This is a genomic window from Scytonema sp. PRP1 (assembly GCF_036697665.2).
Taxonomy (GTDB): Bacteria; Cyanobacteriota; Cyanobacteriia; order Cyanobacteriales; family Nostocaceae; genus Kalymmatonema; species Kalymmatonema gypsitolerans.
Genome location: NZ_JBAHYJ020000132.1, coordinates 133,939 through 152,420, shown reverse-complemented (window position 1 = coordinate 152,420; position 18,482 = coordinate 133,939). Strand labels below are relative to the sequence as shown.

The following is an 18,482-nucleotide window of genomic DNA, read 5'->3' as shown; positions in this document are numbered from 1 at the left end:
TTCAGTTTGGATTGAGTTAGTAGATAGTAGATATTGGTTCTTTTTGACAACTAAAAACTATCTACTAACAAGCTTTATGGTTTAAGCAAAACTTTGACACAGTTGTCTTTCTTGTGCTTGAAAAGCTCAAAGCCCTGCTTTGTTTGTTCAAGGGGTAAGGTATGGGTGAAAACGCGAGATGGGTCAACTTTGTCATTCAAAACATGATCCAACAACATGGGCATATACTTCTGACCGAACATTTGCCCCATTTTGAAGGTCAAAGCTTTGTTCATGCCTGCACCCAGTGGCATTTTGTCCACAAAGCCAGAGTAAACACCCATGATTGAAAGAGTACCACCTTTGCGACAAGCTAGAATCATTTGCCGCAACACATGGGGGCGGTCAGTTTCTAGCCTCACCGCTGTCTTGGCTTCATCATAGAATCCTTCTAGACCCATACCGTGTGCTTCAAGTCCGACGGCGTCAATACAAGAGTCAGGACCACGTCCACCCGTCATTTCTTTGAGGGCTTCGCCTGCATCCATTTCCTCATAGTTGATAGTTTCTGCATTGGCGAAGTCTCTAGCCATTTGGAGGCGTTCGGGGAATCGGTCGATAGCAATGACGCGTTCTGCACCCAGCATATAGGCGCTTTTCATGGCAAACAGCCCCACAGGACCGCAACCCCAAACTGCTACGATATCACCGGGTTGGATATCGCACATTTCCGCCCCCATATAGCCGGTGGGGAAGGCGTCGGATATGGGCAGCACTTTTTCATCAGGAATGCCTTGCGGTACTTTCACAGCACCGTAATCAGCAAATGGCACCCGTATGTAGTCTGCGAAGGCTCCTGCATAGCCTCCAAAAGCATGGGAATAGCCGAAAATCCCTGATGTACCAAACCCAAATAATTTGTCTTGTATCCAACCATTAGGGTTGGAATTATCGCACAGCGACCACTTCTGACGTTGGCAGTAATGGCATTGACCGCACCCGATAATTGAAGAGACGACAACGCGATCGCCCTTTCGCAATTTCTTAACTTCACTACCAATATCGACCACTTCCCCCATGAACTCGTGACCAATAATGTCACCTGATTTCATCGTCGGGATGTAGCCATCATAGATGTGCAAATCAGAACCACAGATGGTTGCTGACGTTATTTTCAAAATAGCATCACGCGGGTTAAGAATTTTCGGATCTGGTACCGTCTCCACCCGCACATCATTAGCGCCGTGCCAACATACTGCCTTCATTTAAGCGTTCTCCTGTATAAGGGTGTGGGGAGGTGGGAGGAGTCACAGAGGGAGAATTTTCCCTCCCTCTCTCCCTCGCTCTCTCCCTCACTCCTTTTGTCCCTAGCTATTGCCTCTCGGTTGTCCTTCATTAGTGGCAATTTCGCCTGCTTCCATCAACATCTTGAATCGGCGCAATTCATCACCAATTTGCTGTTCTGGTTCTTCGCCGAAGAGTTTAGCGAAAGTAGCAGTCAATGCTCCACCAGGCGGGTTATATTCCATAACCACCTTGACCTCAGTCCCACGGTCACCAGGCGCTTTTTTGAAACGGACAAAACCCGAGTTGTCAACGTCTGCACCTTCTACTGAAGCCCACGAGATAAATTCGTTTTCCCGGTCTTCAATAATATCTGCATCCCATTCCACACTTGCGCCTAAAGGCGCAGTTGCAATCCAGTGAGAACGCTTGTTGTCGTACACTTTCACAGACTTGAGATGCTTCATAAAATTGGGCAAATTCTCAAAGTTGTGCCAAAAGCGGTAAAGCTCCGAAGCTGGCTTATCAATCGTTACCGTCTTTTCAACTTTGATCGCTTGACTCACGCTACCCGTGATTGCTTGCTGTGCTTGCTTGATCGTGCTTTGTTTTGTAGCACCCTGATAAATCAGACCGCCACCCGCCACAGCCGTCAACACCCCCCTGAGGGAGCGTTGACTTAAGCCCATTAAGACCATTGCACCACCGCCAATTAATGAAGCCCAACGCTCAGTTTCACTGGCTTCCGTCTGACCTTGATTCTGCTGATTCTCCGATGTTGATGCCACGTTATTCTCTCCTTTAGTTTTGTACAGACACGCTATGGCACGTCTCTACAATAAAAACGAACCATTAAGGCGCAAACATCCCCTCTTTAAGTTGTTCCTACGGGCACATTCCAAGGGCGGGGGGAACCCCTGCACGGAAGTGTCCTTTTCTTTGCGCCTACGTGGTTCGTTCCACAAAGACATTACATTGACACAGCTGCCCCTGTAGTCGGTTGAGCAGGCTTCACTTGTGAACCCACTCGCGAGCGATACAACTCTACAAGTCGCTGCTCGTACGTCAACAGATCTTTGTGGATTTGTGTAAAAATTGCAGTTGATATTGGGTCGGTTGTTGCTGCTATCAAGTTGCCGATATCACCGATACCAGTTTGCGCATCGCCCAAAGCAGAACGCAGCTGAAAAATATCGTCACTTCCTGTAAGCGCAGTTTTAACCTTTGCATACTGGTTGGCGAGATTTGCTGTTAAAGAAGGCTTTTCACCCAATTCATCCAGACGCGTTTCCAAAAATTGGATGTGCTGCTGCTTATTGCCAATCAACTCTTGGAACAGAGACTTTATTTGTGCATCGGATTCTTTATCAGAGTACTTTTGCAGCGCTTCCAAAGAATAACGCTCACCGGAAAGAGCTGTATTCAAAGCTTTGACAATCTCACCCTTGGTAGAACCACCCCATGCATCAGCCAGTTTCCACCATTCTGCTCTTGGATCTCGCTCATCTGGTAAAGCTGCATCTTTGCCACCATAACCCAGACGACTCAATAGAGCTGTGGTGAAAATTGGTAAATCTCCAGGTTGACGTGAAGTAATCAAATTCCCATCAACGACCAAAGCCTCATCTATATAATTAGCTCCCGCATTAATCATGTCTTTGCGAATAGCCAAGAAGCCTGTGGCTTGTTTGCCTTTGAGCAAATCGCCTTCTATCAAAACTTGTGGTCCGTGGCAAACTGCAGCTACCAATTTTCCTTGCTGCATTGCTTCTTGCACAAACCTGACTGTGTTGGGGTTGCGCCGCATATAATCAGGAGCCATACCACCAGGAATCACCACTGCATCAAATTCAGAAGCGATCGCTTCGGTTGTTGTGCCATCAGGTTGCTTGGAAAGTTTTCCTTGTTTGCCTTTATAAGTTTCGTTCACACGGGAACCGAGGACAACCACTTCCATTCCCGCTTGCTTTAAGGCGTTGTAAGGGACTTGAAACTCTGCATCCTCTACAAAGTTTTCAATGAGGATAGCAACTTTTTTCTTACCTGTATGATTACTTACCATTGACTTTCCTTGTAAATATCTACTTCTAATTGAATATTTGGTTGTATGATGCCTTTGGCTAGTAGTAACTGCTTACTACGTTCCTAAGCAGGAACTTCACTTGTTGGCGATGTTGGGAACAGTTCCGCGTAGTCTTTTGTGAAATTTGCCTGAAAATCTTCAAATTCCCCAGGTGTGACGGCGTTTCTCAGTACTTCAAAGACAGACCGGACGTGGATGACCGCTGCCGTTGGCTCTACACCTTCTTTCTCACTGACGCGCTTGATAAATTCTTGTAACTCAAAGTGCTGACCGTTTTCACCTTCTCGCCCACGCAAATATTCGCCCAGTTCCTGAGGTAACTGTGATGCTAAATCTTTTGCTTCGTCGCCAACGATACGCTCTCTGATAACTTCTAGTGTGGTACGGGTTGCGCGTTCTGCTTCTTCACGAGAATTCAACTGACCAACACTTTGAACGTGTTTAATAAACTCGCCGTATTTCACTTTCTGCCTCCGTCACTAAATTCTTGGCTAAATTCTTGGCTTGCTCAAGTTGAAGTCTTCAGTATTTTTAAATAATTTTAAATATTAAGTATTTATTTTTTTTTACAGCTATTAGGAAGGTAACTCATTTTTCGATAGCTGGTCTTAGAAAATAGTTAGGAGTCATGAGTTGGGGTTTGACAAAGTATTTGTGACCCCAAGTCATAAACGCTACTCCCTTATCACTCGACCATGAATTCATGTATTCATTATTATTACGCTGAAAAAGCTCTTATTTCGTCGATCTTAAGGGATATATCTTTTTTCTTTCTAAAGTGATACATTGATTGTTTCCTATCTTTGTTTTACGAGAAATCGCAAAAAAAGTTATGAGTTAAAATTGTGGTAGTTAGCAGAAGAAACCATTTCTTAACCTCTACTTCCTGAACTCATAACCTTTTATGAAGTGGCTATAACCTGAATTTATACATACAAGACTAGGCAGCAATGGCTAGCTTCTCTTCATTCTTAAGGAAGAAATTCTTTTACCCCTAAAGTCATACTTCTCTAGGAAGACTACCCTTTGAAGAGAAAGCGTTATCGTGAGGATGCAGCAAAGGCTAGAATTATGGCAGAAAAAAAAGATTTAGCACAGCAAAATAGTGATATTGAACTTGAAACGGATGATTTGCCACAGGTAGTTACCGAATCTTACGGAACTGGTGTTAAAGACCAGTCGGAACCTTTCACCGGTGCAGGAGCTATGCCATCTGAGTGGGCAGAATATACAGTAAACAGCCCAGGGCTAACTGCTGCAGATGAGGATGCTGTTTGGGAACAAGTTGCTAGAGTAGAGAAGGATGAAATTGGTGGCAGCCCAGAACTGACTGGGGGGGATATCGATGCGGCTTGGGAACTGGAATCAATGGTAGGTGATGAGGCTGTTGGTGGTACCGCTCCTACTCCCGATCAAGATATTGTTGATGAAATTGGTGCTGCTGTTGGTATAGAAATGGAGGATCAAGCCTTTCTACGCACAACGGAAATACTTGAGCAGCGCGACGACAGGCGTTGGGAATTAGACCCAATGTCCTCGCCAGATTATGAAGACAGAAGGGACTAAGTACGGGCATTGCATAAGTTCGTAACTTTTTTAAACGCATTCGTAGCGTTTTAAAACGCAGAGGGACGCGGTGAACCAGCGCTATGCAGGAGGGTTTTCCGACAGCAGGCGACTGGTTAACCCGTTCGCCGTCAGGCGTGGCGTCAGCCATAGGGAGTCAGCGCAGAGTAACGCAGAGCCTTTCTGAAATTAATTCGTTACTAACTTGTGAAATTCTGTACTAAGCAACAAAGAAACAACAAAGAAGAATAAAGAAGTTCTTCTCTCTTCATTCTTTCTTCTTCCTTCCTACATCAGACTCTTTGTCTCCTTATTTTCGAGTCCTTCACACGAGTGGTCAAGGCTTAATTCGCCCTTGGGTTGAGAGCGTAACCAGAATAGTGTATCTCCTTCTTTAGCGAATTTGTGGGCGATGCTCCGGAGGAGCGCCGTATGCGCCAACCAGGCACACCTTGGTTGCCTCCAGCGTGCGATCGGGGAGAAGGTTTCGCCGAAGGAATGTTCTGCGCATATACAGGCGATCGCCTCCCCGATACCAGCGCTGTCTCACCTGTAATAATGGCTACTTTTCCTTGTAAACGTCTATCCACGTTTCAACCTCGTAATACAATTTTGGATTTTGGATTTTAGATTGTGGATAGGTTTGTGTTTTCTGGGTCTCGGTTCTGTCAATTCACCTGTGAGAATTATTTTTTTAATTGGTATAACAATTCACTCAAAAATTCAGAATCCAGAAGAAATAAGCCCTTTTAAGTTTTACGTTTGGATTTTGAGTCCTTTCTTATGACTGATGACAACAGAAATACAAAACTCTTGTAAATTCTGGCTCCTGATTTCTGAATTCTTCGTTTTCTAATTGTTCTTCTCTTTGATTTCGATACATCTGTCTTCAGTGGGGTTAAACACCAAATGCACGTTTGATAATCTTGCTACTGTTGGTTATTAATTGCAATCGGGGTTTTTTATGACATTTACTCAAACGAACGACCCAACTATTCGCGAAATTGTCCAAGCTTGGCAAGGCTTAGATGTAGATGAACAGCTAGCTTTGTTTTGGTTCATTTACAAAGAAATGGGCAAATCTATTACCCCCGCAGCGCCCGGAGCTAGCACTGTTTCTTCAGATATTGCTGACGGTTTGTTCAATCAAATTAAGGAATTATCCCATGAAGAACAGTTGCAGTTCCAGCGCGATTTGATTAACAAGGTAGATAATCAATATACCCGGATGTATGGCTCAATAGGCGATACTACCGAGCTACTGTTTTGGTATCGCCTAGCTCAAGGCATGGAAAACGCTACTATCATTCCTATGCCTCCTGACTATAAGCTTTCCTCCCAATCTCAAGAGCTGCTCAACAGAATTAAGCAAATTGAATTTGAACAGCAAATTACTCTTTTCCGCGATTACGTCGCGCCATTCGGTGCTAAACCCAAACCAGGTGCCGAAATTTAAAATTTCCAGAATTTAAAGTAGCATTTTATTTGCCAAATAGCAAATAAAAAATCATAGATAAGCACAGAGTTAACATCTTCTATTCACTCTGTGTTTATCTATATTTATCACTCGAGTAGTTACACCCTAATAATAGCCGTCACGCCTTTGACTTGGTAATTTTCAATTTTCTAATTTTCTCGTACCTATTTTATCTCTCTTTAGACAGGTATAAAAATATTTTTTTCAAATAAAATTTCTATCTTTTAACAGTGATTTGGTGATGACTTAAATCTTTAATCTTGGAAGAGGCATGAGCAAGAGCAGTCAATATTTCTACTTTGTTGCTTTAGCAGAAAGATTTTCACAACATAAAGCAATGTCGCCATTCTAGGAACAGATTTGTTACTAATTTATCCTAGGCTTACGTGAATGATACGCAGAAAGAATGTTAGCAATTCAATTTATTTATGTTGCTAACCTTCTCAAGCCACTAAAAATTTATTACCAATTAGGAGGTTTCATGACTTCTACAAATGTCAATGCCGTACAAGAAGCTGTAAGAGGAATTAAGGGTTTGATTATCGACGATCAGCTACTAGTGCTGGGGTTAATCTACCGCAACATTGCTCAATCAGTTCCCGCTGATGCTGCAAATAATTTGCCAACACAAGATGCTGCAAATTTGGTAACACGAGTTCAGCAACTGTCCCAAGAAAATCAGCTATCTGCTCTGCGTGACTTCCTAGGAGCAGAAAAAAATGACCAAAATGCAACGGTCCTCGATCCAAACCCAAGCAAGGCGCTGGGTGAACTTGTTACTGGCGGCGGAACTACAATTCCTGCTCATGAGTATAGCTCATTGAGCGCTGAAGCTAGGATAGCTTTCTGGTATCTGTTAGCACAAGGATTGGGAAGCAATATCATTGGCGGTCTAAGTGAGTTGACACCTACTGAGCAAGTCACAATTGTGTTGAACTCCATCCAAGCTCTGAACACTGATGAATTAGTGTCTTTTCTGACACAGGTGGTTTAAAACATTCTTAAAACATTCTAAGTTCTCTAGACGCTTGCTCTGAAGCTTCTGGTAGATTCCCAGAGAGAGGCTTCCTCTAGAGTACTGTGTGCTCAAAGAAATCAAAGAAGTGTAGGTGGGGCTGTGCCCTACCTATATCTGTTTAACTATCACTATTTGAAAATTCTTGAAAATTCGTATCTAAGAAGAGTTTTATGTTAGGACAAGACACTGCTGTTAGAGCAAATACTATCAAAAGAAAGCATCTTGTTTATAGTCTGATTACTGGTCTGATTATTGGTACTATTGCTGGTACGCCTATTGGCTGGATTGCTCATCAATACTATTACCAGCAACGTTTGGCTCAAACTTTGCTATGTCGAGATCGCAATAGTAGTCAGCCAGCCGCAGTTGTTGATTCTATCTGTGGTCGAGGATTTTAAAGTCCCTCTATCTCCCCCATTTTCAATATAGGTATCATGTTGTCTTCCCCAGAGCAAACCGAAAACGAAGCTAATAACTCGAAAGCGCCGAAAGTTAGATTTCTTCAAAGTTTCACGCGGTTGCGTGGGGTTATTATACTGCTTGCCTTGATTCTCTTTATTGGGTTTTGGGCATACCAAATTGACATTGCATTGCCAGGAACGCCAAGTATTAATAACACGTATACACCCCTGACGCAGCCTACAGCCCAAGAGATTGGCTCGTATGATGTGCTGGGTAAGGTTATCAGTAAGGATGAAGCAGCAAGTTTGCTAAAAACAGAAGAAGGTAAACAGCAACTCTCAGCAGATAATGGAGCGGTTGCGATCACTGAGAATTTGATAAATATCGGGCGCAAAGCTTTTTATACAGAAACCTTTGGGAATGAGGTTTTCTTGACTGATGTCACTGGTGCCTTAGATGGTCCAATGAATATCGGCAACTTGACGAAAGCAATATTAGCCCTTGGCGGTAAGCCTACAACAAATCTGCAAGTGACGATGGATCGGGATATGAAGGTGGGTAATCGCACTTTTAAAGAAGGCGATATCCTCAACACCGGGCTCGACGTTCCCGCTAATTCCCTCGTTCCATTGGGAATTATCACCCACATCAACGACGGTAAAATTCGCATTGGTATCACCTGCGCGGCATGCCATGCCACTGTTGATAAAGATACCGGACGCATCCTCGAAGGCGCACCCAACAACGACCTTGATACAGGCTTAATTGTCGCATTAGCCAGTAACTCAGCAGCATGGTTCCGGCAAACTGGTGTTAATCCTTTGACAATTCGCCGTGGTGAACATACTTACATCAAATCCAACAACAACCAAGCACGTCTACCAGATGCAAAAGCTTTAGAAGATGCTGTAGACGCACAATTGCTCACTTGGGCACCTGGCAACTTTGACTCAACCCCGGACAATAACAACAATCCCTCTCAAAATCCATCTTCCTATACTTTCGGTGCATACCCCTACGGCTGGAGTGGAAATTCTGCGATTGGCTGGTTCCACGGACTGACTTCACTCAACAGCAACGTTCATGGGACAAACTCAGACCAGACATCAACTGCTGATGCTAGCCAGCAGCTGCTAGGCATTGATAAAGATACGTATTTAGGCGTTATTCTGCAAAATGCCGCCAATCCAATGTTTAGGTTGCCACAAGGTGCTAAACCATCGGAATTTTTCCTGAAAAATGACCCAACTCCTGGCACACCTATCATCAACGAGGTGATTGTCATGCCAGGATACCCGAAGGGTTCACCATTTATCCTTGATGGGTTGATGGCAAGTTCACCGGGAATGCCAGTTGCCGCACAACTCAATGGAATGTCAGCGTTTCAAAACTCGCTCGCACCGCCGCCAAATCAATCTACCAACTCAGACGCGGTGAAGCGCGGCGCAGCGATTTTCACACAGGCTGGGTGCGTTGAATGTCATAGTGGGCGGTATTTCACTAACAATCATGTCATTGCCGAACAGGAAATCAAATCTCAGCCTTCACGGGCAAAGGCACAAGCACCCGTCGCCCGCAACTTCGTGGCACCGCAAACATATCCCAGTAACGTGTCAGTTCCCCTGCCAGCTAACCCGCCTGTACTAGAAGTTCCCACAGACATCACATCAGAAGAAGACTTTAAACTTGCTTTTGCCATTGGCAACGCAGGCGGTTACAAAGTTCCTAGCTTGATTGGACTTCACGTCACCGCACCGTATCTACATGATGGCGGTGCTGCAGCAGGATCAGAAGCGCTGAAAGTGGAGAAAGATGACTATGAGATTGTTAATCGTGACCAGTTGGGAATACCAGGCACCTTGTTAAACCGGATTTTACCAGATCCCAGTGCGAGTTTGCGGGTACTTGTAGACCGCAACTTACGTAGACAAGTCGTTTTAGCTAACCGCGCTCATCCTGACTTGCAAAAGTCCAATGCAGACGGTAGTGGGCACAATTACTGGGTGGATAAACAGGCTGGTTTTTCCACTCAAGACCAAACTGATTTGGTTGAATTTCTCCTGTCACTTGATGATGACCCAGAAGTTGTGCCAGTACAAGCTAAAAGGTAATTACTCATAGACCTCTCCAAAAAACAATGTAGAGACGTGACGCCAGAGCCGGCACGAGGGAAACCCTCCTGCATAGCGCTGGCTCGCCATGGCACGTCTCTACAAGGGTTGTAGACAACGCATAATTTATTTCTGGAGATGTCTAATATCAATAGCTTTTTAAGTGGAACATTTGAGATCCACTTTAGCCCCGTTTGAAAAGAGGGCTAAAGCGGTTCATTGATAAATTACAGTGATTTTCTGTAGTGTGGGCATTGCCCACTAATGTCTCAAATGTCAATCACATAAGCTTTTATGGCAATGCCCACCTTACGATCCCTCGTTCCCAGGTTTTGCCTGGGAATGCTTTTTTTGGAGGCTCCTGCCTCCTGCAAACACGAGAGGCAAGAGTCTCTCATGACGGCGTTTCCAGGCTGGAGCCTGGAAACGAGGCTTGGTGGGTCTGACTTCCTATGAATTCGCCAACAGCATAATTCATTTCTGGAGATGTCTATAGAATAAGCGCTGTAATCATTTAATTACGAATGAGTTTGCTGCTTAAGCTTGCGTTGTAATCTTGAAGCTAAGCTTATGCCACCAAGCAACAGTAAACCCAAGGCAGCAGTTGGTTCGGGAACAGCAGTGTAATAGCTTTTCACGCGGATGGGTCCATCTTGATCTGCTGGTGCTGGTGGTGCTGGTGGGATGATACCACGACCTGGGCGTAAATCAGGCTGACTAGAGAATGGATTGAAAAACACTGTTCCGTTGGGTATGACACCACCACTATAAGTGAGGACGTTATCCGTAACGGTAACGTTTGTAAAAATATCATTGAGACCAGGAACATTAGAAAAACCAATCTTGCCATCTCCATTAACATCTCCCCACTGCACTGGCTCATTATTGAAGGGTGGAGTGGAATTTGGATTAGAATATGACAGTGTTTGTAATTCAAAAACCAAGCTTCCTATATCTTGCCCAGTAGCGTTTAAGAGGTTGTTTGCTACATCTGGGACACCATATTCTATGACTAGCCCAGGTGTTATTTCTGGTCCAAGCGCTCTTGGGTTTCTCGTTCTTAATATGTCTTCATTCTGTGTCGTCACGAGGGGTTCGACCAAAATGACGGCGCTTGCTGGTGTGAAAGAAGACAAAAGACTAATTCCTGTGACTCCCAAAGCAGAAAACACTATCTTGGTTGCTATTTTAGTCATGTTCAATTTTTGGTATCCAATATAACAATGGTGTGACAATGACTGCTGGTACACCTCAACCGTCACAGTGAACGTATCCCCGCAGTCTATTCGCAATGGAACCTGGCTGTTTCCTCGGTACTTTAAGGTGCAAATTTATATAACACTAAAAATCTAGCAGAAATCTTTTTTAGATATTAACAACTGTAAGAATACCTAAAAAAAAATCAATATTTCTAAATATTTGACAAGTTTTTGCGAATACTAGAAAAATAAGCCAAATGGAAGATGATATTTGACTATATAAAAAGCTTAACTTTCCTGTTTTGGAATAATTGAAATCCCGCCGCTGCGTTCAAGCACCGCGTATTTAATTTGATCCATTCTTAATTTTGCTCTCCAGCCCTTGCAATTGGCGTGCAACCATTAGGATGTCTTCTTCCTGGAGCTGCGCCTTGTGCATAGGGTCTTTGAGCAATCGCCGATCCTCAACAAGAACCATCGGTATACCGTCAATCAACTTAATTCATCTGGGGCGATCGCCTCTTCCACAGCAACATAAAAATGTCCAGAGCTACCAACGTCAGAATTACCTATGCACTCAATATAGGGCATTGCTTTATACTCTATTGTCCGTATATGAAAGCCAAGCGTTGGCGCTGTTTTACCCATTCTCTGCAAACTTCCGTAGCAAGTTGTCTCTCTTTGTCGGTTAAAAGTTCATCAGGTTTTCCAGAGACTATAATCCTGGCAACTTCTGCTGCTTTGTGGTATTCCACACCATGTTTGACTAGTTCTATATGGAAAAATTCCTCTTTTTCCTTAAGCGACATTAATAGCCTTTCGTGCATTAATCTTTCAAAATAATAGATTTAGTAAAGTTAACAATTTAAATATTTACAAGTCTCGAAAGGCTAAACTTCTGACTTTAGGAAGATAAAAAAATATTTTAAGAATGATTTAATAGATATCTTTAAACAACTTTGGTAAGAGAATCTCCACCTACAGGTACTTAGATTCAGTTTAGAAAGAAAATCAAAAACAAAGTATTCACTAATTCATCCATCAGTAGGTTTGTACCCAATGGTAGGCTGTACTACAGTTGCTGTTGTTATCAGCCGTCTACGTTGGAGGATGCATGCCGCAATACTTTGGAAAACTGCCCACAACTGACCAACCTTGGACAACCATCGGTACAGTGCAAGCCGTACATTGGGATGAACGCACTATCAACCTTGAGTGTGGTGACTCACGCGTAGTCATCAGCGTGCTAGCATCAAATTTAATTCGAGTGCGGATGTCACCAAGTGGTGAATTTACAAGCCGCTGTCCTTGGGCGATCGCATCGGATGATACAGAATGGGCAGTTATACCCTTCCAGGTGCGGGAAACTGACGCAACAGTAGAAATTGAAACAGAGCAAATACGTGTGAGTGTACAACGGCAAAATTGCCGTATCACCTGCTTCGACAAATCTGGTCGTCCCTTTGCCCAAGATGCAGACATGGGTATGGGTTGGCGTTTGGGTGCAGTTGCTGCGTGGAAACACATAGAAGCTGACGAGCATTTCTACGGCTTTGGCGAACGTACAGGCTTTCTCGATAAACTCAGCGAAGTCAAAACGAATTGGACGGTTGATGCCTTAGATTACAATTCCCTGACTGATGAAATGTACCAGGCAATTCCATTTTTTATTGCCTTGCGTCCTCAACTAGGATACGGTATTTTCTTCAACACAACTTTCTGGAGTCAGTTCGACATTGGTGCAGAGAAACCGGGAAGCTGGAAAATGGAAACTCGCGGCGGCGAGTTGGATTATTACATGATTTATGGTCCCGAACCTGCCGAAATTCTCCGCACTTACACCCAGCTAACTGGTAGAATGCCGCTATCGCCGAAATGGGCGCTGGGCTACCACCAATGTCGCTGGAGTTATGAGTCGGAAGTCGTCGTGCGCGAACTGGCGCAGGAATTTCGCGATCGCCGCATTCCCTGCGATGTTATCCACCTCGATATTGACTATATGCGGGGCTATCGCGTGTTTACCTGGAGTCCCAAACGCTTCCCCGATCCAGCAAAATTGATCGGTGATTTGGCAGAAGCTGGCTTTAAAGCAGTGACAATCATTGATCCGGGTGTGAAGTATGAACCAGAAGCCAACTATGATGTTTTTGACCAAGGCATAGAAAACGACTATTTTGTGCGTCAAGCCGATGGACGATTATTTCACGGCTACGTATGGCCCGAAAAATCCGTTTTTCCTGATTTTCTACGTTCCGATGTGCGTCAGTGGTGGGGTGACTTACACAAAACCCTGACAGATATTGGTATTGCAGGAATTTGGAATGATATGAACGAACCAGCCATAGACGATCGCCCTTTTGGAGATGGTGGTAATAAAATCTGGTTTCCTCTGGATGCACCTCAAGGTGGAGATGGGGGAGATGAGGGAGCAATATCCCCCTCATCTAAGGAAAGGGCGACTCATGCGGAAGTACATAACTTGTACGGTTTGTCAATGGCGCGAGCTTCTGCGGAGGGTTTGCAACGACTGCGCCGAAATGAGCGTTCTTTTGTGCTGACTCGTTCTGGTTTTGCAGGAGTGCAGCGGTGGTCGTCGGTGTGGATGGGCGATAATCAGTCGTTGTGGGAACATTTAGAAATGTCCCTGCCAATGCTGTGTAACATGGGACTTTCTGGTGTCGCGTTTGTAGGTTGCGATATCGGTGGATTTGCAGGTAACGCCACCGCTGAATTATTCGCTCGATGGATGCAAGTAGGAATGCTCTACCCCTTGATGCGCGGTCACTCGGCTATGAGTACAGCTCGTCATGAGCCATGGGTTTTCGGAGAGCGTACAGAGAAAATTTGTCGAGTATACATTAATCTGCGTTACCAGTTGCTGCCATATATTTACACCCTCTTCTGGGAAGCAGCAACAACAGGAGCGCCCATTCTAAGACCATTACTCTACCATTTCCCCAACGATCCGAAAACTTACACGCTCTACGACCAACTTTTACTTGGTCCCTCTCTCATGGCTGCACCAATTTACCGTCCTGGTATTGAGCATCGCGCCGTGTACTTACCTGAAGGGACTTGGTATGACTGGTGGACTGGTGAGAGTTACTCTGGTCCGGTTCATATCCTTGCTCATGCACCATTGGAAAAAATGCCGTTTTATGTCCGTGCTGGTGCGATTATCCCCATGCAACCTGTCATGCAATATGTTGATGAACATCCACTTGAGCAGCTAAGGTTACGCATTTTCCCTGGTACTGGTGAATTTACACTTTACGAAGATGATGGACATACATTTGAGTACCAAAAGGGCGCTTTTGCAACTATAAATTACCGTGTTTCATCTGATGGAGAACAAACAATTGTGGAAATTGGAGCGCGAGAGGGAGAATGGACACCATCGCCGCGTGAGGTGATAGTTGAACTTGTGGGAGTTGGTGAGCAGCAATTTCAAGACGATGGGAAACCACGTACTTTGAAGTTTTAAAAGCTAAATATTTTCAAAAAATAGCAGTGAAGACTCCGCGCTTTGTACCACAAGGTAAAGAGCGGAGTCTTCACTGATGAGTGTTCCAGTCTTATGCTTTTTGAACGCCCGGGCGACCATTTTCGACAACGAACGAAGCAAAGGTGCTTATCGGTGCGTCCGAACGGCTTACGGTTGTGACAAAACGCAGATCTGTTTGCCAGCGTTCGTGGTTGAGGTTGACTCGGAAGTAGCCACGGCGATCGCCATCGAAGAACTTAATATGTGGATTCTCTGGGATCATTGGACCGTAGTAGGGACCGTAGACAATTCGGTCGCCGTTGGTAGTGAGCGAGGGGGTGACGAACTCACTAGCCACAGTCGGTGAGTTAGGGTCTTTGAAATCCAGTTTCAGGTCATTAACGAATGTAGAGTGCCAATCCCCAGTGATCACAACCGGATTGGCAATCTTTCGGTCTGCAATATGGCTGAGGATGCGCTTGCGTGCAAGGGGATACCCGTCCCAAGAGTCGTTCCAAAAGATTTCGCCCTCCCCTATCTTATGATCCAACTCCGCCATGAGCACTTGCTGGGCAATGATGTTCCAGCGTGTTTGGGAACGGTCCAAACCCTCAAACAGCCAACGTTCTTGCCTGTCCCCAGTCATTGTCTTTGCTGGATCTAATGCTGCCTCACAACGGGGCGTCTCGCCGTCACCGCATGGTTGGTCGCTGCGATACTGTCGCGTGTCAAGCACGCTAAACTCAGCTAAATTTCCAAAAGCTAGTCGCCGATAAAGGAGCATATCCGGTCCTCGTGGCACGGAGAATCGGCGTAGGGGCTGATGCTCGTAGTAAGCTTTATAAGCAGCAGCTCGTCGCTTAAGGAAATCTTCAACTGGGTCGTTTTTTTCTGAGAGATCGTCAGTGTAGTCGTTGTCTACTTCATGGTCGTCCCAAGTGACCACAAACGGGAACAAGGCATGGCATGATTGTAAGTCTGGGTCAGTTTTGTACAGAGCATAGCGCAGGCGATACTGTTCTAGAGTTTTTGTCTCTTGCTGAAACTGCTCTGGTAACGACACATTACGTACACCACCTGTAGAGTCGATACCATATTCGTAAATATAGTCACCTAAGTGGAAGACGAGATCTAGCTCTTCGTTTGCTAAGTTGCGGTAGGCAGAGTAGAAACCATCTTCCCACTTTTGGCAGGTGACAAACGCAAAGTTTAGCTGAGAAAGAGGAGCGCCAGGAAGTGAAGCAGTACGAGTCCGACCAATCTGGCTCACTTCATTGCCTGCTCGAAATTGATACCAGTACCAGCGTTCAGGCTCTAGTCCTTGCACCTCGACATGGACGGAGTGGGCAAACTCTGGAGTTGCTATGGCTGTGCCATTGCGGACAACTTGTTGCATATTTTCATCCCTGGCAACTTGCCACTGCACTCTGAAGCTCTGCTGCGGCATTCCGCCTCCTGAGTTGAGTGGCTCTGGTGCTAGTCGTGTCCACAGGATCACACTGTCTGGTAGTGGATCTCCGGAAGCGACACCCAAACTAAATGGATAAGCAGAGAATGTAGGCTGGGCGTTAACTCTTCTGGCGTAACAACATATCGCAGTAAATCGGAGTAAACCCCAAAATATACGATTGTTCGTCTGTTTCGCGGTCTGATTGACAGTAGCAACTGGTTGTGATGATAAACATTGCACCAGTTCTCTTAGGACACCGTTTCTAGACCCTACCGCCTACGCCGTGGCGGTTTACCTTGCGGATGGTGCTTTTCATCTAACCATCCCATTGAGACAGCAGACTCCAAACTATGACCTAGCTCTGCAAGGAATAATGCAGTACGTTCTAGCAAGAATCTATGAATCTGTTCCTTCTTCATAAACCTAGTTATTTGAAGGTCCGACCCTCTAATCTTGATATTTGTCGCTGCATTTTGGTCAGCCTGCAATACCACCCCATCGAAGGTCAAGAATTGATCTCCCAGACGTTTTCCTAGTAACGTACCATTGCGATGATCAACCTGTGAGGTATATGCAGGATTGACTAATTTAACTACTCCACCCTTTCGGAGAGATATTTCATCTAATGCTTTTTGTAGTTCACCTTTGCTCCATTCATTTAACCTTCGGTTTACAGCTTTAGCTCTGTTTTTACCTTTTATATATTTACTTAAGTCTTCGGCTACTACTTCGCCATAAGAATCAAATATTTTATTAGTATCAGTGCGAATAAGCTGAGTGATGTAGTAACGTTTTTTACTATCTAGCTTACCCGCCTTTTTGCGCCCTAAGTTATTTTCTAAGATTCGTTGCCTCCGTGCAGGGTCAACTTTTCTTGAGATAGCAAATAACTTTTGACGTTTCTTATTTTTCTTGGTTCTTCTATCAGAAGCATCATTAATAACGCTTCCTAAACCTTCAGCGTAAGCTATGCCATCACTACCGTAAAAGCCTTCAGTAAACCCCTTATCAACTCCTAAGCTATCCTTGTTAGGGCTGACTTCAATCTTAGTTGTTTTAGGGTAATGAAGTTCTACAATTCCGGAGTTATTGATTAGAAAACGTAGGCGTCCTGCCTTGGGTGTAACCCTGCCAGTAAGGATGGGCATAGATATCCACGCTACTTTCTTTCCATCCATAAAACCAGGTATTTGGTAAGTAGTTACTTTTCCCTTGCGAGACACCTTACCTTTCATGGTATTACCAGTAGCGTTAATTACAATTTGGTTATCAACCCAAGTATGACCACGTTTGTAATATTGTCTAACCCAACGACTAATTAAAGGGTATTGTTGCCACTCCTGAGAATTGAGACTTTTGATAAGTTCATCTCTGAATGACGTTTCTAGATTATCTACTAATATTGTTTTCTTCCCTTTAACCACCTGTTTTTTTTCAGGTTTAAAGGTAGAGTATATTTTCCGAATAACTTGCACTTTAGCTGCTTCTTGAACTGCATGAATATCATCAATAACAGCTTGTACAGTTCTTTCCCATATCTCAGAGCTAAGATTGAACCTTTCTGCACCGTATAGTTTTTTTAGCTCTGGGGTATTCCGGATGTTCTTAATAATTGTATTTTTATCAATTCCCCAAGCTTGCAGCGACCCATATTTGTTCCATAACTCAGAACGTAAGTCGCCTAAGCTGTCAGCCACCTTACTTAACTCGTCTGGTATGTCACCAACAGAGTAGGCAATCCTAGTAACTGTATATTCAGTTGTTTGGACTACTTTCTTTCGTACCATCGGTGTCGCCAACTACATTAACTACACTTTACTGCGTTTTACTCCAAATTGACTACCTCTTTTTCAATCTTTTTTTCATATTTACGTAAAAAGTACAGTCTTGAACTGAAGCAGTGCATGATACTCATGAAGTCTTGCATTAACTCTTGTTGAGGACTTAGTTCAGTATTGTTGAGAACAGTAATAGTGCAATCATGTAACTGACAGAACCACTCAATGAGATCAAACCCAAATCTAGCTAATCTATCTTTGTGCGCGACAACTATTTCTTTAACCAACCCTTTGGTTACATCCTCCAATAGAGCTATGAACTTCTTCCTCTTAAAGTTCATCCCTGACCCAATTTCAGAAATACAAACACAGTTAGGGTAGTTTTTACCTAAATAAGTAATTTGGCTCTCAAGTTCTGGTTTTTGACCACTTGTTGAAATTCTGGCGTATAGAACTACTTTTCGGTTGTCAGTTCTGCCTTTAATGCCTTCTAAGGAAGCTTGGCTATAGCGTCTGTGACCACCAGGGGAACGTATATAGTCTATTTTTCCAGCGTCTGCCCAATCAGCTAGGGTTTTAGGGTGAAAGCCATATTGTTTGTAAACTTGTTGCGGTGATAGATACTGCATAAAATGGAGTTAAATAATACGT

Annotated in this window: 17 protein-coding genes; 6 read left to right on the top strand and 11 right to left on the bottom strand. The window is 44.2% G+C overall.

Going from position 1 to position 18,482, the window contains the following annotated elements:
* Nucleotides 1-74: 74 nt before the first annotated feature.
* The 4 genes from V5G28_RS34885 to V5G28_RS34870 all read right to left on the bottom strand — a co-directional run bounded on the left by V5G28_RS34885 (nt 75) and on the right by V5G28_RS34870 (nt 3,810).
* On the bottom strand, nt 75-1,244 hold the full coding sequence (locus tag V5G28_RS34885; RefSeq protein WP_332996168.1) for a zinc-dependent alcohol dehydrogenase: 1,170 nt from the start codon (nt 1,242-1,244) through the stop codon (nt 75-77).
* Between the two features lie 102 nt (nt 1,245-1,346).
* Nucleotides 1,347-2,051 carry an SRPBCC family protein gene (locus tag V5G28_RS34880; RefSeq protein WP_096564381.1) on the bottom strand — a complete coding sequence of 235 codons (705 nt, stop codon included), beginning with the start codon at nt 2,049-2,051 and terminating at the stop codon, nt 1,347-1,349.
* A 182-nt stretch (nt 2,052-2,233) separates the two neighbouring features.
* On the bottom strand, nt 2,234-3,325 hold the full coding sequence (locus tag V5G28_RS34875; protein WP_332996165.1) for a DJ-1/PfpI/YhbO family deglycase/protease: 1,092 nt from the start codon (nt 3,323-3,325) through the stop codon (nt 2,234-2,236).
* Between the two features lie 83 nt (nt 3,326-3,408).
* On the bottom strand, nt 3,409-3,810 hold the full coding sequence (locus V5G28_RS34870) for a DUF2267 domain-containing protein (RefSeq protein ID WP_332996163.1): 402 nt from the start codon (nt 3,808-3,810) through the stop codon (nt 3,409-3,411).
* A 562-nt stretch (nt 3,811-4,372) separates the two neighbouring features.
* Here V5G28_RS34870 and V5G28_RS34865 point away from each other — a divergent pair.
* A complete protein-coding gene (locus V5G28_RS34865) occupies nt 4,373-4,912 on the top strand; it encodes a DUF6335 family protein (RefSeq protein WP_442994319.1) in 540 nt (179 codons plus the stop codon).
* 344 nt (nt 4,913-5,256) lie between these two features.
* Here V5G28_RS34865 and V5G28_RS34860 read toward each other — a convergent pair whose 3' ends face one another.
* The gene (locus tag V5G28_RS34860) at nt 5,257-5,502 is read right to left on the bottom strand and encodes a hypothetical protein (protein ID WP_332996161.1); all 246 of its coding nucleotides are present in this window, start codon (nt 5,500-5,502) and stop codon (nt 5,257-5,259) included.
* A gap of 374 nt (nt 5,503-5,876) precedes the next feature.
* Between V5G28_RS34860 and V5G28_RS34855 the strand changes: the two genes are divergently transcribed.
* The 4 genes from V5G28_RS34855 (at nt 5,877) to V5G28_RS34840 (ending at nt 9,920) form a co-directional block, all read left to right on the top strand.
* Nucleotides 5,877-6,368 carry an orange carotenoid protein N-terminal domain-containing protein gene (locus tag V5G28_RS34855; RefSeq protein WP_332996159.1) on the top strand — a complete coding sequence of 164 codons (492 nt, stop codon included), beginning with the start codon at nt 5,877-5,879 and terminating at the stop codon, nt 6,366-6,368.
* Between the two features lie 502 nt (nt 6,369-6,870).
* Nucleotides 6,871-7,383, top strand: a complete 513-nt coding sequence (locus V5G28_RS34850; protein WP_332996157.1) for an orange carotenoid protein N-terminal domain-containing protein — start codon at nt 6,871-6,873, stop codon at nt 7,381-7,383.
* Between the two features lie 194 nt (nt 7,384-7,577).
* The gene (locus V5G28_RS34845) at nt 7,578-7,805 is read left to right on the top strand and encodes a hypothetical protein (protein WP_332996155.1); all 228 of its coding nucleotides are present in this window, start codon (nt 7,578-7,580) and stop codon (nt 7,803-7,805) included.
* A 36-nt stretch (nt 7,806-7,841) separates the two neighbouring features.
* Complete coding sequence (locus tag V5G28_RS34840) at nt 7,842-9,920, top strand: hypothetical protein (RefSeq protein ID WP_332996153.1); 2,079 nt, start codon at nt 7,842-7,844, stop codon at nt 9,918-9,920.
* A gap of 518 nt (nt 9,921-10,438) precedes the next feature.
* Here V5G28_RS34840 and V5G28_RS34835 read toward each other — a convergent pair.
* The 3 genes from V5G28_RS34835 to V5G28_RS34825 all read right to left on the bottom strand — a co-directional run bounded on the left by V5G28_RS34835 (nt 10,439) and on the right by V5G28_RS34825 (nt 11,928).
* Complete coding sequence (locus V5G28_RS34835) at nt 10,439-11,116, bottom strand: PEP-CTERM sorting domain-containing protein (protein ID WP_332996151.1); 678 nt, start codon at nt 11,114-11,116, stop codon at nt 10,439-10,441.
* Nucleotides 11,117-11,465: 349 nt separating this feature from the next.
* Nucleotides 11,466-11,597, bottom strand: coding sequence for a hypothetical protein (locus tag V5G28_RS34830; protein ID WP_332996149.1), 132 nt, complete (start codon nt 11,595-11,597; stop codon nt 11,466-11,468).
* 124 nt (nt 11,598-11,721) lie between these two features.
* The gene (locus V5G28_RS34825; RefSeq protein WP_332996146.1) at nt 11,722-11,928 is read right to left on the bottom strand and encodes a hypothetical protein; all 207 of its coding nucleotides are present in this window, start codon (nt 11,926-11,928) and stop codon (nt 11,722-11,724) included.
* Between the two features lie 305 nt (nt 11,929-12,233).
* Here V5G28_RS34825 and V5G28_RS34820 point away from each other — a divergent pair, with 305 nt between their 5' ends.
* Nucleotides 12,234-14,603, top strand: a complete 2,370-nt coding sequence (locus V5G28_RS34820) for a glycoside hydrolase family 31 protein (RefSeq protein ID WP_332996144.1) — start codon at nt 12,234-12,236, stop codon at nt 14,601-14,603.
* A 91-nt stretch (nt 14,604-14,694) separates the two neighbouring features.
* Here V5G28_RS34820 and V5G28_RS34815 read toward each other — a convergent pair whose 3' ends face one another.
* From V5G28_RS34815 to V5G28_RS34805, 3 genes are all read right to left on the bottom strand, one after another.
* A complete protein-coding gene (locus tag V5G28_RS34815) occupies nt 14,695-16,227 on the bottom strand; it encodes an alkaline phosphatase D family protein (RefSeq protein ID WP_442994323.1) in 1,533 nt (510 codons plus the stop codon).
* 95 nt (nt 16,228-16,322) lie between these two features.
* A complete protein-coding gene (locus tag V5G28_RS34810) occupies nt 16,323-17,840 on the bottom strand; it encodes a transposase (protein WP_336231543.1) in 1,518 nt (505 codons plus the stop codon).
* A gap of 38 nt (nt 17,841-17,878) precedes the next feature.
* Nucleotides 17,879-18,460 (bottom strand): IS607 family transposase, encoded by a 582-nt coding sequence (locus tag V5G28_RS34805; protein ID WP_332996138.1) that lies wholly within the window; start codon nt 18,458-18,460, stop codon nt 17,879-17,881.
* Nucleotides 18,461-18,482 lie beyond the last annotated feature (22 nt).

What these genes read in the sequence shown, in the direction of transcription:
- V5G28_RS34805 (WP_332996138.1), bottom strand. Translation starts at nt 18,460, where the DNA reads ATGCAGTATCTATCACCGCAACAAGTTTACAAACAATATGGCTTTCAC.
- V5G28_RS34845 (WP_332996155.1), top strand. Translation starts at nt 7,578, where the DNA reads ATGTTAGGACAAGACACTGCTGTTAGAGCAAATACTATCAAAAGAAAG.
- V5G28_RS34875 (WP_332996165.1), bottom strand. Translation starts at nt 3,325, where the DNA reads ATGGTAAGTAATCATACAGGTAAGAAAAAAGTTGCTATCCTCATTGAA.
- V5G28_RS34855 (WP_332996159.1), top strand. Translation starts at nt 5,877, where the DNA reads ATGACATTTACTCAAACGAACGACCCAACTATTCGCGAAATTGTCCAA.
- V5G28_RS34830 (WP_332996149.1), bottom strand. Translation starts at nt 11,597, where the DNA reads ATGGTTCTTGTTGAGGATCGGCGATTGCTCAAAGACCCTATGCACAAG.
- V5G28_RS34850 (WP_332996157.1), top strand. Translation starts at nt 6,871, where the DNA reads ATGACTTCTACAAATGTCAATGCCGTACAAGAAGCTGTAAGAGGAATT.
- V5G28_RS34840 (WP_332996153.1), top strand. Translation starts at nt 7,842, where the DNA reads ATGTTGTCTTCCCCAGAGCAAACCGAAAACGAAGCTAATAACTCGAAA.
- V5G28_RS34835 (WP_332996151.1), bottom strand. Translation starts at nt 11,116, where the DNA reads ATGACTAAAATAGCAACCAAGATAGTGTTTTCTGCTTTGGGAGTCACA.
- V5G28_RS34820 (WP_332996144.1), top strand. Translation starts at nt 12,234, where the DNA reads ATGCCGCAATACTTTGGAAAACTGCCCACAACTGACCAACCTTGGACA.
- V5G28_RS34885 (WP_332996168.1), bottom strand. Translation starts at nt 1,244, where the DNA reads ATGAAGGCAGTATGTTGGCACGGCGCTAATGATGTGCGGGTGGAGACG.
- V5G28_RS34825 (WP_332996146.1), bottom strand. Translation starts at nt 11,928, where the DNA reads ATGTCGCTTAAGGAAAAAGAGGAATTTTTCCATATAGAACTAGTCAAA.
- V5G28_RS34810 (WP_336231543.1), bottom strand. Translation starts at nt 17,840, where the DNA reads ATGGTACGAAAGAAAGTAGTCCAAACAACTGAATATACAGTTACTAGG.